This is a genomic window from Pseudomonas sp. P105 (genome assembly GCF_032614175.1).
Taxonomy (GTDB): domain Bacteria; phylum Pseudomonadota; class Gammaproteobacteria; order Pseudomonadales; family Pseudomonadaceae; genus Aquipseudomonas; species Aquipseudomonas rhizophila.
Genome location: NZ_CP126693.1, coordinates 4,473,077 through 4,488,704, shown reverse-complemented (window position 1 = coordinate 4,488,704; position 15,628 = coordinate 4,473,077). Strand labels below are relative to the sequence as shown.

The 15,628-nt window shown below is 59.9% G+C and carries 17 protein-coding genes; all 17 read left to right on the top strand.

Annotated elements, in window-relative coordinates; all coding sequences use genetic code 11:
- Positions 1-143: 143 nt before the first annotated feature.
- The 17 genes from acpP to araG all read left to right on the top strand — a co-directional run bounded on the left by acpP (position 144) and on the right by araG (position 15,622).
- A complete protein-coding gene (gene acpP, locus QOM08_RS20090; protein ID WP_047228199.1) occupies positions 144-380 on the top strand; it encodes an acyl carrier protein in 237 nt (78 codons plus the stop codon).
- A 109-nt stretch (positions 381-489) separates the two neighbouring features.
- Positions 490-1,734 carry a beta-ketoacyl-ACP synthase II gene (gene fabF, locus QOM08_RS20085; protein ID WP_047228200.1) on the top strand — a complete coding sequence of 415 codons (1,245 nt, stop codon included), beginning with the start codon at positions 490-492 and terminating at the stop codon, positions 1,732-1,734.
- Complete coding sequence (gene pabC / locus QOM08_RS20080) at positions 1,734-2,549, top strand: aminodeoxychorismate lyase (RefSeq protein WP_316912043.1); 816 nt, start codon at positions 1,734-1,736, stop codon at positions 2,547-2,549. The genes fabF and pabC overlap by 1 nt, the downstream gene beginning before the upstream one ends.
- A gap of 3 nt (positions 2,550-2,552) precedes the next feature.
- Positions 2,553-3,647 (top strand): endolytic transglycosylase MltG, encoded by a 1,095-nt coding sequence (gene mltG, locus QOM08_RS20075; RefSeq protein WP_274090959.1) that lies wholly within the window; start codon positions 2,553-2,555, stop codon positions 3,645-3,647.
- 19 nt (positions 3,648-3,666) lie between these two features.
- The gene (tmk, locus tag QOM08_RS20070; protein WP_047228202.1) at positions 3,667-4,299 is read left to right on the top strand and encodes a dTMP kinase; all 633 of its coding nucleotides are present in this window, start codon (positions 3,667-3,669) and stop codon (positions 4,297-4,299) included.
- Positions 4,292-5,278, top strand: a complete 987-nt coding sequence (locus QOM08_RS20065; protein ID WP_092458737.1) for a DNA polymerase III subunit delta' — start codon at positions 4,292-4,294, stop codon at positions 5,276-5,278. The genes tmk and QOM08_RS20065 overlap by 8 nt, the downstream gene beginning before the upstream one ends.
- 42 nt (positions 5,279-5,320) lie before the next feature.
- Entirely contained in the window at positions 5,321-5,677 is a 357-nt protein-coding gene (locus QOM08_RS20060) for a PilZ domain-containing protein (RefSeq protein ID WP_047228204.1), read from the top strand.
- Positions 5,678-5,688: 11 nt separating this feature from the next.
- Positions 5,689-6,483 (top strand): TatD family hydrolase, encoded by a 795-nt coding sequence (locus QOM08_RS20055; RefSeq protein WP_281459948.1) that lies wholly within the window; start codon positions 5,689-5,691, stop codon positions 6,481-6,483.
- Between the two features lie 384 nt (positions 6,484-6,867).
- Positions 6,868-7,506: a TetR/AcrR family transcriptional regulator gene (locus tag QOM08_RS20050; RefSeq protein WP_003204240.1), complete on the top strand. Its 639-nt coding sequence runs from the start codon at positions 6,868-6,870 to the stop codon at positions 7,504-7,506.
- Between the two features lie 138 nt (positions 7,507-7,644).
- Positions 7,645-8,613 (top strand): GTP 3',8-cyclase MoaA, encoded by a 969-nt coding sequence (locus QOM08_RS20045; RefSeq protein WP_047228206.1) that lies wholly within the window; start codon positions 7,645-7,647, stop codon positions 8,611-8,613.
- Between the two features lie 185 nt (positions 8,614-8,798).
- The gene (locus QOM08_RS20040; protein WP_047228207.1) at positions 8,799-9,404 is read left to right on the top strand and encodes a DUF4823 domain-containing protein; all 606 of its coding nucleotides are present in this window, start codon (positions 8,799-8,801) and stop codon (positions 9,402-9,404) included.
- A 16-nt stretch (positions 9,405-9,420) separates the two neighbouring features.
- Positions 9,421-9,981, top strand: a complete 561-nt coding sequence (locus QOM08_RS20035) for a DUF1285 domain-containing protein (protein WP_047228208.1) — start codon at positions 9,421-9,423, stop codon at positions 9,979-9,981.
- Positions 9,982-10,158: 177 nt separating this feature from the next.
- Positions 10,159-10,905 carry a FadR/GntR family transcriptional regulator gene (locus QOM08_RS20030; protein WP_047228209.1) on the top strand — a complete coding sequence of 249 codons (747 nt, stop codon included), beginning with the start codon at positions 10,159-10,161 and terminating at the stop codon, positions 10,903-10,905.
- A complete protein-coding gene (locus QOM08_RS20025) occupies positions 10,902-11,777 on the top strand; it encodes an SMP-30/gluconolactonase/LRE family protein (RefSeq protein WP_316912042.1) in 876 nt (291 codons plus the stop codon). The genes QOM08_RS20030 and QOM08_RS20025 overlap by 4 nt, the downstream gene beginning before the upstream one ends.
- 226 nt (positions 11,778-12,003) lie before the next feature.
- Entirely contained in the window at positions 12,004-12,822 is an 819-nt protein-coding gene (locus QOM08_RS20020) for an SDR family oxidoreductase (RefSeq protein WP_047228211.1), read from the top strand.
- 175 nt (positions 12,823-12,997) lie between these two features.
- The gene (locus tag QOM08_RS20015) at positions 12,998-14,002 is read left to right on the top strand and encodes a substrate-binding domain-containing protein (protein ID WP_047228212.1); all 1,005 of its coding nucleotides are present in this window, start codon (positions 12,998-13,000) and stop codon (positions 14,000-14,002) included.
- Positions 14,003-14,077: 75 nt separating this feature from the next.
- Entirely contained in the window at positions 14,078-15,622 is a 1,545-nt protein-coding gene (araG, locus tag QOM08_RS20010; RefSeq protein ID WP_047228213.1) for an L-arabinose ABC transporter ATP-binding protein AraG, read from the top strand.
- Positions 15,623-15,628: the final 6 nt, after the last annotated feature.

The window sequence follows — 15,628 nt, the reverse complement described above, 5'->3', positions numbered from 1 at the left end:
GTTATAAAGCTGCAATCTATTTATAGGCGGCGGGCTGCAGGGTTTGAGGAGTGAAGCTTTCGGTTGAAAAACCGAAAAGTCTTTCTATACACTTACCCACCGGCCAGCTGCCTGAATTTGTCCATTAGGAGTGAAAACAAGGTATGAGCACCATCGAAGAGCGCGTCAAGAAAATCGTTGCCGAGCAACTGGGCGTCAAAGAAGAAGAAGTGAAGAACGAAGCTGCCTTCGTTGAAGACCTGGGTGCCGACTCCCTTGACACCGTTGAGCTGGTGATGGCTCTGGAAGAGGAATTCGAGACCGAAATCCCTGACGAAGAAGCTGAAAAAATCACTACTGTTCAGCTGGCTATCGACTACATCAATAAGCATCAGGCTTAATTATTTTTAGTCGTCGCTAGCTGTCATGGAAAAACCGCACTGCCATCATGGCGTGCGGTTTTTTCTTTAGGCCTGATGCAAAGTCGTCATTAGAATAAAGGAGAGTGCTGTGTCGCGTAGACGCGTCGTAGTCACCGGTATGGGTATGTTGTCGCCACTGGGCACGGATGTGCCGAGCAGTTGGCAGGGCATTCTGGCTGGCCGTAGTGGCATTGGTCTGATCGAACACACCGACCTTTCTGCCTATTCCACCCGTTTTGGCGGCTCGGTAAAGGGTTTCAATGTCGAGGAGTACCTGTCGGTCAAAGAGGCCCGCAAGCTCGACCTGTTCATTCAATACGGCCTGGCAGCCGGATTCCAGGCCGTACGTAATGCCGGTCTTGAAGTCACCGATGCCAACCGTGAACGTATCGGCGTGGCCATGGGGTCGGGTATTGGTGGCTTGACCAATATCGAAGAAACCAGCCGTACGCTGCACGAGTCGGGGCCGCGACGGATTTCTCCGTTCTTTGTGCCGGGCTCGATCATCAATATGATTTCCGGTTTCCTGTCCATCCACCTGGGTGTGCAGGGGCCTAACTACGCTATTGCTACGGCGTGTACCACGGGCACCCACTGCATTGGCATGGCCGCGCGCAACATCATGTACGACGAGGCCGACGTGATGATTGCCGGCGGCGCCGAGATGGCGGCCTGCGGGCTGGGCATGGGTGGCTTCGGCGCATCCCGTGCGCTGTCGACCCGCAACGACGAACCGAGCCGCGCCAGCCGGCCGTGGGACAAGGGCCGAGACGGCTTTGTATTGTCCGACGGTTCCGGCGCGCTGGTACTCGAAGAGCTGGAACATGCCAAGGCGCGCGGCGCGACCATTTATGCCGAGCTGATTGGCTTTGGCACCAGTGGCGATGCCTACCACATGACCTCGCCACCCGCCGACGGTGCCGGTGCTGCCCGCTGCATCACCAACGCACTGCGTGACGCGAAGGTCAACGCCGAGCAGGTGCAGTACATCAATGCCCATGGCACTTCGACCCCGGCGGGCGATCTTGCCGAGGCCCAGGCCATCAAGACCGTGTTCGGTGAGCACGCCTACAAACTGGCGGTCAGCTCGACCAAGTCCATGACCGGCCACCTGCTGGGTGCCGCGGGCGCGGTGGAAGCGATCTTCAGCGTACTGGCGATCAACAGCCAGGTCGCGCCACCGACCATCAACCTTGACGAGCCGGACGAAGGCTGCGATCTGGACTTCGTGCCACACACGGCGCGTGGCATGGACATCGATGTAGTGCTGTCCAACTCCTTCGGCTTTGGCGGTACCAACGGCTCGCTGGTGTTCCGCCGGTTCGCTGGTTGATGGAAAGCTGGGTCGACGGTCAGCCTGCCGACGTTCTGTCGCTCAAGGACCGCGGCCTGGCTTACGGCGATGGGTTGTTTGAAACCATCGCTGTGCGCAATGGCAAACCGGTGTTGCCTGAGCGTCACCTGCAGCGTCTGGCGCTAGGTTGTCAGCGGTTGACGCTCCAGGTTGACATGGGGGCGTTGGAGGCTGAGTTGCGCGTCTACGCGCAATGCCTGGGTGACGGCGTACTTAAGTTGATTGTGACCCGCGGTGATGGTCTTCGCGGTTATGGCGCTGATCCCTCGGCGCCGTCCCGGCGCATCCTGCAAGGCAGTCCGCCGGCCGCCTATCCTCCAGTGCATGCCGAGCAGGGCGTTCGCCTGTTTCCCTGTGCCACCCGCCTGTCCGAGCAACCCTTGCTGGCCGGTCTCAAGCACCTCAATCGTCTTGAGCAAGTGATGGCCCGCGCCGAATGGCGCGATGCCGAGCACGCCGAAGGCTTGATGCTGGACACGTCCGGGCGAGTGATCGAAGGCGTCTTCAGTAACCTCTTTCTGGTGCGCGAGGGTGAATTGGTCACGGCGGACCTGAGCCGTTGTGGCGTGGCCGGCGTGATGCGGGCCGAATTATTGTATCAAGCCGAGTCTCAAGGCATCGCCACGCACATCACCGACATCCGCCTCGAACAGCTGCACCAGGCCGACGAAGTCTTCGTCTGCAACAGCGTTTATGGCGTATGGCCGGTACTTGCATGCGGTTCGGCGCGCTGGTCGACCGGGCCGCTCACCCGTAAACTGCAGACCCTTGCCCGCACGCTATTGGATGTTTGATTCGTGAGACGTAAATTCTTGCTTCTGCTGGAAACCGGACTGGTTCTGGCGGTGCTGCTGTTGGGCACTTGCGCCTGGAAAATTCATTCGGCGTTGCAACAACCGCTGAACATCACCCAGGAAGAACTGCTGGACGTCCCCAACGGGACCACCCCCACCGGAACCCTCAAGCGCCTCGAAGCGGACGGCCTGATCAAGGACGCTTTCTGGTTGCGCGTCTATTGGCGCTTCAATCTGGCCGGCCAACCGTTGCATTCCGGTGAGTACCGGATGGTGCCGGGCATGACAATGGAAAGCCTGATCGAGGTCTGGAAGCGCGGGGAAGTGGTGCAGTACAGCGTCACCCTGGTGGAGGGGTGGAATTTTCGCCAGGTTCGCGCGGCGCTGGCCAAGGATGAAAAACTCCAGCAGACCCTCGCCGGTCTGAGTGACAGCGAAGTGATGGACCGCCTGGGTCATTCCGGGATATTCCCCGAGGGACGGTTCTTCCCGGACACCTATCGTTTCGTGCGTGGCACATCGGACGCTGACCTGCTGAAAATTGCCTACGACCGGCTCGAAGACGTGCTTGCCAAAGAGTGGGCGCAACGCGCCGCCGATTTACCTTACTCCCAGCCCTATCAGGCGCTGATCATGGCATCCCTGGTGGAAAAGGAAACCGGCGTGCCTGAGGAGCGTGGGCAGATCGCCGGTGTGTTCGTGCGCCGTATGCGCCTGGGCATGCTGTTGCAAACCGACCCTACCGTGATCTACGGGCTGGGCGAGCGCTACAACGGCAAACTCACCCGTGCTCACTTGCGGGAAGAAAACCCCTACAACACCTATCTGATTCCTGGCCTGCCGCCGACACCGATTGCGATGGTGGGGCGCGAGGCGATTCACGCCGCGTTGAACCCAGTTGCCGGCAACAGCCTTTACTTCGTCGCCCGTGGTGATGGTAGCCACGTGTTCTCCGATGACCTGGATGCGCACAATAACGCCGTGCGCGAATATCAGCTCAAGCGCCGAGCCGATTATCGCTCCAGTCCGGCCCCGACTGTGCCGGACGAGGAGTCTGTCGACGAACCGAATGCCAGCGAGCCGCCGCGCTCGCAATGACTTTGTTTAAGGATCGCCCGTGACTGGCTTGTTTATAACGCTGGAAGGCCCTGAAGGCGCCGGCAAGAGCACCAACCGCGAATACCTGGCCGAACGCCTGCGAGCCGCCGGCATCGAGGTGGTGTTGACCCGCGAGCCCGGAGGTACACCGCTGGCCGAGCGGATTCGCGAGGTGCTGCTGGCGCCGATCGAAGAAGTCATGAACCCTGACACCGAGCTGTTGCTGGTGTTCGCCGCCCGGGCACAACACTTGGCCGAAGTGATTCGCCCGGCGCTGGCCCGTGGCGCGGTGGTGCTCTGCGATCGTTTTACCGATTCGACCTATGCCTATCAGGGCGGTGGAAGGGGCTTGTCCCTGGAGCGCATCGCCGCGCTGGAAACCTTCGTCCAGGGTGACCTGCGGCCGGACCTGACCCTGGTGTTCGATCTACCGGTGGAAATCGGCCTGGCCCGCGCCAGCGCCCGGGGCCGGCTGGATCGTTTCGAACTGGAAGGCCAGGCGTTCTTCAACGCGGTGCGCAATGCTTTTTTGAGTCGGGCCAAGGCCGATCCGGCGCGTTATCTGTTGATTGATGCCGCTCAGCCGTTGGCGCAAGTCCAGCAGGCGCTGGACGGTTTGTTGCCGCGTTTGTTGGAGCGTGCCCGTGGCTGAAGCCTATCCCTGGCAGGACGGACTCTGGCAGCAACTGGCCGGAAGGGCACAGCATGCCCATGCCTATCTGCTGCACGGCCCGGTCGGTATCGGTAAGCGGGCGTTGGCCGAGCGTCTGATGGCCAGCCTGCTTTGCCAGCGCCCGGGTGTCTCGAACGCGTGCGGTGAGTGCAAGTCCTGCCTGTTGCTCAAGGCTGGCAGTCATCCTGACAATTACGTGTTGGAACCGGAGGAGGCGGACAAGGCGATCAAGGTCGACCAGGTCCGGGATCTGGTCAGCTTCGTGGTCCAGACCTCGCAGATGGGCGGGCGCAAGGTGGTGCTGATCGAGCCGGTGGAATCGATGAACATCAATGCCGCCAACGCCTTGCTCAAGAGCCTTGAAGAGCCTTCCGGCGATACCGTGCTGTTGCTGGTCAGTCACCAGCCGAGCCGCTTGCTGGCAACCATCAAAAGCCGTTGCGTACAGCAGGCCTGTCCGTTGCCCAGTGAGGCGATGAGCTTGAAGTGGTTGGCCGAGGCCTTGCCTGACAGCAGCGACGAAGAACGCGTCGAGTTGCTGACCCTTGCCGCCGGCTCGCCGTTGGCGGCCGTCAGCCTTCAGGCCCAGGGTGTGCGTGAACAACGGGCGCTGGTGGTGGATGGGGTGAAGAAGCTGCTCAAGCAGCAACAGTCTCCCACGCAACTGGCAGAAGGCTGGAACGCCATCCCGCTGCTTCTGCTGTTCGACTGGTTCTGTGACTGGTCGAGTCTGATCCTGCGCTACCAGCTCACCGAGGACGAAACCGGGCTGGGACTGGCGGACATGCGCAAGGTGATTCAGTACCTGGCGCAAAAAAGCAGCCAGGATAAAATCTTGAACATTCAGGACTGGATTCTTGCCCAACGTCAGAAGGTGCTGAGCAAGGCGAACCTCAATCGGGTGCTGTTGCTCGAGGCGCTGTTGGTGCAATGGGCGAGTTTGCCTGGTCGAAACTGACAGACACTGCCTAAACTCAGCTCAATCGCAGCGGAGATCAGCATGAACGAACCTGTCAGTCCCGGGCCACGCAACGGCATCCTGTCCCTGACCATCAAGGACAAGTCGGTGCTCTACGCCGCCTACATGCCCTTCATCAAGAACGGCGGCCTGTTCATCCCCACCAACAAGAATTATCGCTTGGGCGATGAGGTGTTCATGCTCTTGAGCCTGATGGACGAAGCGGAGAAGATTCCGGTCGCCGGCAAGGTGATCTGGATGACGCCCAAAGGCGCCCAGGGTAACCGGGCTGCCGGTGTTGGTGTGCAGTTCAACGATGGCGACCATTCAGCCCGTAATCAGATCGAAACCCACCTGGCCGGAACCCTTAAATCCGACCGTCCCACCCATACGATGTAGCCCGGCCCTTTATGCTTGTAGATTCCCATTGTCACCTTGATCGTCTCGACCTCGCCGCCCACGACGGCTCCCTGGATGCTGCACTGGATGCCGCCCGCCAGCGTGGTGTGGGTCACTTCCTGTGCATCGGCGTCAGCGCCGACAATGCCGCCGACGTCAAAGCCCTGGCCGAACGCTATGCAGATGTCGATTGTTCAGTCGGCATCCATCCTCTGGACGTCCAGCCCGACGCTACGCCTGCCCTGGATTGGCTGTTGCGCGAGCTCGACCATCCACGGGTGGTCGCCATTGGCGAAACCGGCCTGGACTATCACTACGAACCGCAAGCCGCCGAGGTTCAGCAGGCTTCGTTCCGGCTGCATCTGGAGGCTGCGCAACAGACTGGCAAACCGGTGATCATCCACACCCGCGGCGCCCGGGCCGATACCCTGGCCTTGTTGCGTGACGCCGCGTTGCCACAGGCGGGGGTGCTGCATTGTTTCACCGAAGACTGGGACATGGCCAAGACCGCGCTGGACATGGGCTATTACATTTCCTTGTCCGGCATTGTCACGTTTCGCAATGCCGACGCGCTGCGGGATGTGGCCAGCAAAGTGCCGGCAGATCGCCTGTTGGTGGAAACCGACTCACCGTACCTTGCGCCGATTCCGTATCGTGGCAAGCCGAACCTTCCGCAATACGTGCGGGAAGTGGCGGAGTTCCTGGCGATGTTGCGGGGCGAGTCCTACGAGCGATTTGCCGAGCAGACTACGGAGAACTTCAAGCGGCTGTTTCCGCTGGCCCATGTCCGCGCGGCGTCTGCCTGAGTTTCAGGCAAAAAAAACCCGGGTTCTGGGGGGTGAATCCGGGTTAAGACCATTAGGAGTAAAACAAAGGCACGCGGTCCGTTGGTACCTTTACCGGCGCGTCACTTGGGGGAGATGTCGCGCCGACAGTTCAAGTATTGATCAGTATGCTGACGCGTCCAGTTTAGCCGGGCTGGTTTTTAAACAAATTTGGAATACGCTCGCTTCGGATAAGTTCTCACTGCCGTCAAAGCCAGTCGTTACGGTGCGGCGAAGCGAATGACAGGAAGCGGGAGCTGCACGGTTTTGTGAAGAACTGTGGTTGGGAACGGATGATCCGTGCATTTTTGCGTAAGTTAGGCATAATACTCGGCTTCGAATTTTGACCCTTCAGACCTTTTTCTTATGCACAAAGAACCCCGTAAGGTCCGTGAGTTTCGTCGCCGCGAGCAGGAAATTCTCGACACCGCGCTCAAGTTGTTCCTCGACCAGGGTGAAGACAGCGTCACCGTCGAGATGATTGCGGATGCCGTGGGTATCGGCAAAGGCACGATTTATAAACATTTCAAATCCAAGGCGGAGATCTACCTGCGCCTGATGCTTGATTACGAGCGCGATTTGAATGAGCTGCTGCATTCGGCCGATGTGGACAAGGACAAGGAGGCGCTGTCCCGGGCCTACTTCGAATTCCGCATGCGCGATCCGCAGCGTTATCGCTTGTTCGACCGCCTGGAAGAGAAGGTGGTCAAGGGCAACCAAGTGCCGGAGATGGTCGAGGAACTGCACAAGATCCGCGCCTCGAACTTCGAGCGCCTGACCCTGCTGATCAAAGGCCGGATCAGTGAAGGTAAGCTCGAAGACGTGCCGCCCTATTTCCACTACTGCGCCGCCTGGGCGTTGGTGCACGGTGCGGTGGCGCTGTATCACTCGCCGTTCTGGAGCAACGTGCTGGAAGACCAGGAAGGCTTCTTCCAGTTCCTGATGGACATAGGCGTTCGCATGGGCAACAAGCGCAAGCGTGACACCGACGTTCCGAGCAGCTAAGTCATTCAGCTGCCTGATTGCGCCATGTCCGCTTACATGGCGCAGTGTCCCAGGAATATACTCAGGCTTGGGCCTTGCGAAAACTTGAGTTCTGGGTCAAGTTTCGTAAGTCCGATTCTTCTTTCGCCGGAGTGATCCATGATCGTTGACCGTCAAGGCAGGCGTTTCCGCAATTTGCGAATCAGCCTGACTTCAGCCTGCAATTACGCCTGTACCTACTGCGTGCCCAACGGCAAGCGGCTGGTGGCTGCGCAGGATGAACTGTCGGCCGAGGCCATGGCGCGCGGTGTGGCCTACCTGATCGAAGCTGCCGGTATCGAGCGGCTGCGCATCACCGGCGGCGAGCCGCTGGTCAGCCCCAAGCTTGAAAGCTTCATGACGGCGGTGGGGCAGATGGGCCTGGAGGACATCAGCCTGACCACCAATGGTCAGTTACTGGCCAAAAAGTTGCCTTTGCTGGTAGATGCCGGCATTCGCCGCATCAACGTTTCCCTCGATACCCTGGACCCAGGGGCGTTTCGCAGTATCGCCCGCGGTGGCGATCTGGCAACCGTGCTCGACGGGATGGATCAGGCCCGTGCTGCGGGAATGAAGATCAAGGTCAACATGGTGCCGTTGCGCGGGCAGAACCTGGATCAGGTGATGCCACTGCTCGAGTACTGCCTGGAGCGCGGCTATGAGCTGCGCTTCATCGAGCTGATGCGCATGGGGCACCTGGCCAGCGACTCCAACGCGTTCCTGCAGCAATTCGTCAGCCTTCAGCAGTTGCTGAGCCTGATCGGCGACCAGTACGAGTACCTGCAAGCCGACGCTCCAGTGGATGCCACCGCAGTGCGCTATGAAATTCCGGGCCTAGGGCATTTTGGCGTGATCGCTAACGAAAGCGTGCCGTTCTGTCGTACCTGCTCACGGTTGCGGCTGTCCTCCACGGGTTGGCTGCATGGCTGCCTGTCGTCGAGTAACCGACACTTTGTCGGCGATCTGCTGGACAAACCCCGGCATCAGGCCTTGCCGGCTCTGCAGCGCTTGCTGGTCAAGGCGTTGGGGGATAAGCAGGAAGTGGCGTTCTCTGGCGGCGCAACCATCATGAAAATCATCGGCGGTTGACGAATGCTATCGCGGGCAAGCTTTGCTCCCAGGTGAACACCGTACCTGTGGGAGCAAGGCTTGCCCGCGATAGCAATTTCCCCTTCACTTGGATGTGTCTGACACCCCCATTTCGATGAGCTGGCGCAAAAGCTGCATCCAATGGCCATTCGCCGGTTTTCCGTCACCGGTTTTTGGAGGGTAGGATGCGTAGCCTGGTTTTGCTGCTGGCCGTTTTGGCGCTCGGTGGCTGCATGAATGTCAGCGACATGGGGGAGGGCGTTCGCTACCACATGAGCGACGCCGGTTTGCTGGACCACAGCGACAGCCGGCGTGTGAATAACCTGCGCATCCAGCCGGATTCGTTCATCTACATTGCTCAGGGTGCCTTCGCGCCTCCCGGCAGTGCCTACCCGCGGCCCAATGTCGTCGCCGAAGAGGCCTTCAACGGTTTCATCGAGTATTTCCCCATGGTGCGTCGTGCCCGGGTTCCCGAGGGCCTGGACCAAGCCATGGGCGAAGCCCGAGCCGCCGGTGCTCACTACTTGCTGTATACGCGGTTCGCCAAGGCCGACAACCGTATCGGCAACACCGACGAATGGCTGGATGAAGAGGCCGTGGACCGTTTGGGTGTCGACACCAGCGTCATTCAAATCATGTTGATCGAGACCAGTACCCAGTATTTGATTGATACTGCACGCATCAAGAGTCGTGGCGGTTTACTGACGTTGCACGACAAACAGCCAGAAGACCTGATCGCTCCCCCTTTGCGCGAGTATGCCCGCAGCCTGTTGGGAGTGAGCGACCAGTAACATTCAAGGAGTCACCATGAGCGGACCGCAAAAAGCCAATGACCTGCTGGGGCAGATCCCCAAGACCAAAGGTTTGCCGCCAGTCCACTTGTGGAATCCTGACTTCTGCGGCGATATCGACATGCGCATCGCCCGTGATGGCACCTGGTATTACCTGGGTACGCCAATCGGGCGCAAGCCGATGGTCAAGCTGTTCTCCACTATCATCCGCCGCGACGGCGATGATTACTTCCTGATCACTCCTGTGGAAAAAGTTGGCATCAAGGTCGACGATGCACCGTTTGTGGCGGTGACCCTGGAGGTTGAAGGGCAGGGTGAGCAGCAGCGACTGCGCTTCACCACCAACGTCGAGGAAACCACTGAGGCCGGCGGCGAACATCCGATGCGGGTGGTGATCGATCCGCAAACCCAGGAACCCGCGCCCTACGTGCACGTACGCAGCAACCTCGAAGCGCTGATCCATCGCAATGTGTTCTACCAGTTGGTGGAGCTGGCGGTCAGTCGCGAGATCGACGGGCAGAGGTGGTTGGGGGTATGGAGTGGTGGGGTATTTTTCCCGATAGGCCTGGAACCCTGATCCCTGTGGGGGCGAGCCTGCTCGCGATGACGGCAGCATGGCCAACCTTGTCTTAACTGATCCACCGCTATCGCGAGCAGGCTCGCTCCCACCCGGGTGAAGCCGTAAAATTCAAATTGACACCCAATCATATGATGATTAGTTTGGGCCTCTATAGAAAGTGGCCCCGGGGTGTTCATGTCCAGCAGTTTTCACGCATCGACCGTCGATTGGCTGGGGGGCTGGATAGCCGCCGGTCAGGTCAAGCCTGGGCAGACCATCAAGGTTGAGGCCGACCTCGGCCAGCAATTGGGCGTCAGCCGCACGGTGATCCGCGAAGCGATCAAGACCCTGGTGGCCAAAGGCATGCTGGAAGTCGGCCCGAAAGTCGGGACACGGGTGCTGCCGGTGCGTCGCTGGAATCTGTTTGACCCGCAGGTGGTCGGTTGGCTGTCGCGCAGTGGGCTGCCGGAAAATTTCGTCGATGACCTGCTGGACCTGCGGCGTACCATCGAACCGATGGCGGTGCGCTGGGCGTGTGAGCGAGCGACGGCTGATCAGGTGCAGGCGATCCGCCTGGCCTACCATGCCCTGGAGCGGGCGGTGGACAGCGGGGCCGATTACAACCGTGCCGACCAGTTCTTCCATGAGTGCATCCTCGCTGCCAGCCACAATCAATTTATTGAGCAAATGGTCCCGGCCCTGGGCGCGCTGCTGGCGGTGTCGTTCGAGGTGTCCGCCGCCGACCCGGATGAGCTGCGCCGCACGTTGCCGATCCACAAGGACATTGCCGAAGCCATCGCTGCCCGTGACGCGGCGCGGGGCGTCTGGGCCTGCATGACCTTGATCGATAACGCTGACCTGGCGATCAAGCGTTTTTACCCTAACGTCATGGCCGGGCGGACAGAGATCGCCGGGCAAGCGGGAAACAGGAGTGTTCAATGATGTGGACGGCTGTGACGGAACACCGGGCGATATTGGGAGAGGGCCCCTTCTGGGACGAGCCGACCCAAGCACTGTATTGGGTCGACATTGCCGGTAAACAGGCGCTGCGGCTGATCGGCGCGAATGTGCAAATCTGGCAGATGCCCGAGCATGTGTCCGCTTTCATTCCGACACAAAGCGGCGACGCCTTGGTGACCCTGAGCAGCGGTGTCTATCGACTGGATCTGGATTCGCCGGGACTGGAACCGAGCCTGAAATTGCTGTGCATGGCCGATCCCCGGCCAGGGAATCGCGCCAACGAGGCCCGTTGCGATGCCCTGGGCCAGCTCTGGCTCGGCACCATGCAGAACAACATCGGCGAAAACGCAGAAGACCTGCCCATTGAAGGACGATTCGGGGGCCTGTTTCGCATTGGCGCCGATGGCCGGGTCATGCCGCTGCTGCGCGATCGGGGCATTCCCAACACGCTGTTATGGAGTCCTGACGGCACTACGGTGTATTTCGGCGAAAGTCTCGACGGCACGCTTTACCGACATTTCATTTATCCCGACGGCAGCCTGGCCCCCGCCGAGGTCTGGTTTGGCCCTCACCCGCGTGGCGGCCCCGACGGCTCGGCAATGGATGCCAGGGGCTATGTCTGGAATGCTCGCTGGGACGGTAGCTGCCTGCTGCGACTGAACCCGCAAGGTCAGGTTGATCGGGTGATCGAGCTGCCCGTCAGTCGTCCCACCAGCTGTGTGTTTGGTGGTGAGGACCTCAAGACACTGTACATCACCAGTGCGGCGAGCCCACTTAACCATCCACTCGACGGCGCGGTGTTGTCGATGCGAGTCGATGTACCCGGTGTGGCTTGTACGCGGTTTGCGGGCTGAATCCCAAAATATGGGATGTAAATATATATATTGAGATTATTTGGCGAGCGGGTTTATAGTCGGTCCCATCAGCGACACGCACTCACACTAAAAAAACAAGACAGGTGAAGTGATGCAACGATCTTCCTCCGTACCGCCCGACGGCGTACGCGATTCCAAAAGCCTTTCGACCGGTCATCTCTGGATGTCCGGTTTTTGTCGTGCTTGCGGACAGGAGTCTTGAGTCATGGCCCACACCCTGTCCTTGTTACCGATGCCCGAACCCCCGAAAGGCGAACGCCTGAAAAACAAAGTTGTGCTGCTGACCGGGGCTGCCCAAGGCATTGGCGAGGCGATCGTCGCCGCGTTCGCCTCGCAGCAGGCACGCTTGGTCATCAGTGATATCCAGGCCGAGAAGGTTGAGACAGTCGCAGCCCTCTGGCGTGAACGCGGGGCGGATGTGCAGGCACTCAAAGCCGATGTATCCAACCAGCAGGACCTGCATGCCATGGCCCGTCGTGCCGTCGAGCTGCACGGTCGCATCGACGTTCTGGTGAACTGCGCGGGCGTGAACGTATTTCGTGACCCGCTGGAAATGACCGAGCAAGATTGGCGGCGTTGTTTCGCCATCGACCTGGATGGCGCCTGGTACGGTTGCAAGGCTGTGTTGCCGCAGATGCTTGAGCAGGGCGGGGGCAGCATCATCAATATCGCCTCGACTCATTCATCCCACATCATTCCCGGCTGTTTCCCTTACCCGGTGGCCAAGCACGGACTGCTCGGCCTGACCCGCGCATTGGGTATCGAATACGCGCCCAAAGGTGTGCGGGTGAATGCCATTGCGCCGGGTTACATCGAAACCCAATTGAATATCGACTACTGGAACGGCTTCGCCGATCCACATGCCGAACGCCAGCGTGCGCTGGATCTGCACCCGCCACGCCGAATCGGCCAGCCGATCGAAGTGGCAATGACGGCGGTGTTCCTGGCCAGCGATGAAGCACCTTTCATCAACGCCTCGTGCATCACCATCGATGGCGGACGTTCGGTCATGTACCACGACTGAATATTTCGGGATTTCAGTCGGAAACTTCGCCTGTAATCCAATCATCATACGATATGACTATTTGGACCTATGCTGTACAGCAACATGTTTGACCGCCCAGCCTGCGCATTTCCACTGATGTTGGAGCAGGGCCCTGGACGTTTTGGCTTTCAATAAAAAAAACAAGGAGACAGCTATGAATCATCGTCGTGGGATCCGTTCCCTGTGCCGTGCCGCCCTGGCGGTTACTGCCGTCAGCCTCAGCAGCACCTTGCTGGCGGCCGAAGAAGTGAAGATCGGTTTTCTGGTCAAGCAGGCCGAAGAACCCTGGTTCCAGACCGAATGGGCGTTCGCCGAAAAGGCTGGTAAGGACCGGGGCTTCACGGTGATCAAGATCGCCGTGCCCGACGGCGAGAAGACCCTCTCGGCCATCGACAGCCTCGCCGCTAATGGCGCCAAGGGCTTCGTGATCTGCCCACCGGACGTGGCTCTCGGCCCGGCCATCGTGGCCAAGGCCAAACTCAATGACATGAAAGTGATTGCTGTGGATGACCGTTTCGTCGGCTCCGATGGCAAGTTCATGGAAGACGTGCCGTACCTGGGCATGGCCGCGTTCGAAGTGGGCCAGAAGCAAGGCGACGCGATGGCCGCTGAGGCGAAAAAGCGCGGTTGGGACTGGAAAGACACCTATGCCGTGATCAACACCTACAACGAGCTGGATACGGGCAAGAAACGTACCGACGGTTCGGTCGACGCCCTGAAGAAGGCCGGCTTTCCAGACGATCACATCCTTTATACCGCGCTGAAAACCCTCGACGTGCCGGGCAGCATGGACGCCACCAACTCGGCCCTGGTGAAACTGCCCAGCGGGGCGAAAAACCTGATCATCGGCGGCATGAACGACAACACAGTGCTGGGCGGCGTGCGCGCCACCGAAAGCGCCGGGTTCAACGCGGCCAATGTGATCGGGATCGGCATCAACGGCACCGACGCCATCGGCGAACTGAAAAAACCCAACAGCGGTTTCTTCGGTTCGATGCTGCCAAGCCCGCACATCGAAGGCTACAAGACCGCCGAAATGATGTACGAGTGGATCACCACCGGCAAAGAGCCACCGAAGTACACCGCCATGGACGAGGTGACGCTGATCACTCGGGAGAACTTCAAGCAAGAACTGGAGAAGATCGGCCTGTGGAACTGATGGTCGGTTGATTCAAAAGCGGCCCTGGCCTGACGAGTGCCGGGGTCGCTTGATCTCTGTGAGTTCGAGGTGGTTATGCAAGCGCAAACAGCGACACAGCAACACAACATGGGCGGCAGCTTGCGGTTCAACGGGATTGGTAAATCCTTTCCCGGCGTGCAGGCGCTGGCCAATATCAGTTTCGTTGCTCATCCGGGACAGGTCCATGCTTTGATGGGCGAGAACGGCGCGGGCAAGTCCACGTTGCTGAAGATCCTCGGCGGTGCCTACATCCCCAGCAGCGGCGACCTGCAGATCGGCGAGCAGACGATGGCTTTCAAAGGTACCGCCGACAGCATTGCCAGCGGCGTGGCGGTGATCCACCAGGAGCTGCACCTGGTGCCGGAAATGACCGTTGCCGAAAATCTGTTCCTGGGGCATTTGCCGGCCCGTTTCGGCCTGGTCAATCGTGGGCAATTGCGCCAGCAGGCGTTGGCGTTGCTCAAAGGCCTGGCCGACGAAATCGACCCCCAGGAAAAAGTCGGTCGCCTGTCCCTCGGCCAGCGCCAACTGGTGGAAATCGCCAAGGCCTTGTCCCGTGGCGCCCATGTCATTGCCTTCGATGAACCCACCAGCAGCCTCTCGGCGCGGGAAATCGACCGCCTGATGGCGATCATCACCCGCCTGCGGGACGAGGGCAAAGTGGTGCTGTATGTCAGCCACCGCATGGAAGAGGTGTTCCGCATCTGTAACGCGGTCACGGTGTTCAAGGACGGCCGTTATGTGCATACCTTCGAGAACATGAGCGAGCTGACCCACGATCAGTTGGTCACCTGCATGGTCGGTCGCGACATCCAGGACATCTACGATTACCGTCCCCGCGAGCGCGGCGATGTGGCGTTGCAGGTCGAGGGGCTGCTCGGCCCGGGCCTGCGTGAGCCGGTGAGTTTCCAGGTGCATAAAGGTGAAATCCTCGGCTTGTTTGGGCTGGTGGGTGCCGGCCGTACCGAGTTGCTGCGGTTGCTCAGTGGGCTGGAACGCCAAACTGACGGGCGCCTGGTTCTGCATGACCAGCAGTTGAAACTGCGTTCACCCCGGGATGCCATTGCCGCGGGCGTGTTGCTCTGCCCGGAGGATCGCAAGAAGGAAGGCATCATCCCGTTGGGCAGCGTCGGCGAGAACATCAACATCAGCGCTCGCGGCGCCCATTCCACCCTGGGGTGCCTGTTACGGGGCGACTGGGAACGGGGTAACGCCGACAAGCAGATCAAGGCGCTGAAAGTGAAGACGCCATCGGCGGGTCAGAAAATCATGTACCTGTCTGGCGGCAATCAGCAGAAAGCGATTCTCGGTCGCTGGCTGTCGATGCCGATGAAAGTCCTGTTGCTGGACGAGCCCACGCGCGGTATCGACATCGGCGCCAAGGCCGAGATTTATCAGATCATCCACAACCTGGCGGCCGATGGCATTGCGGTGATTGTGGTGTCCAGCGATCTGATGGAAGTGATGGGCATATCCGACCGAATCCTGGTGCTCTGCGAAGGGGTTATGCGCGGCGAGCTGCCGCGTGACCAGGCCAACGAATCCAACCTGCTGCAACTGGCGCTGCCACGCCAACGCGTTGCCGACGCGGCGAACTGAGAGGTA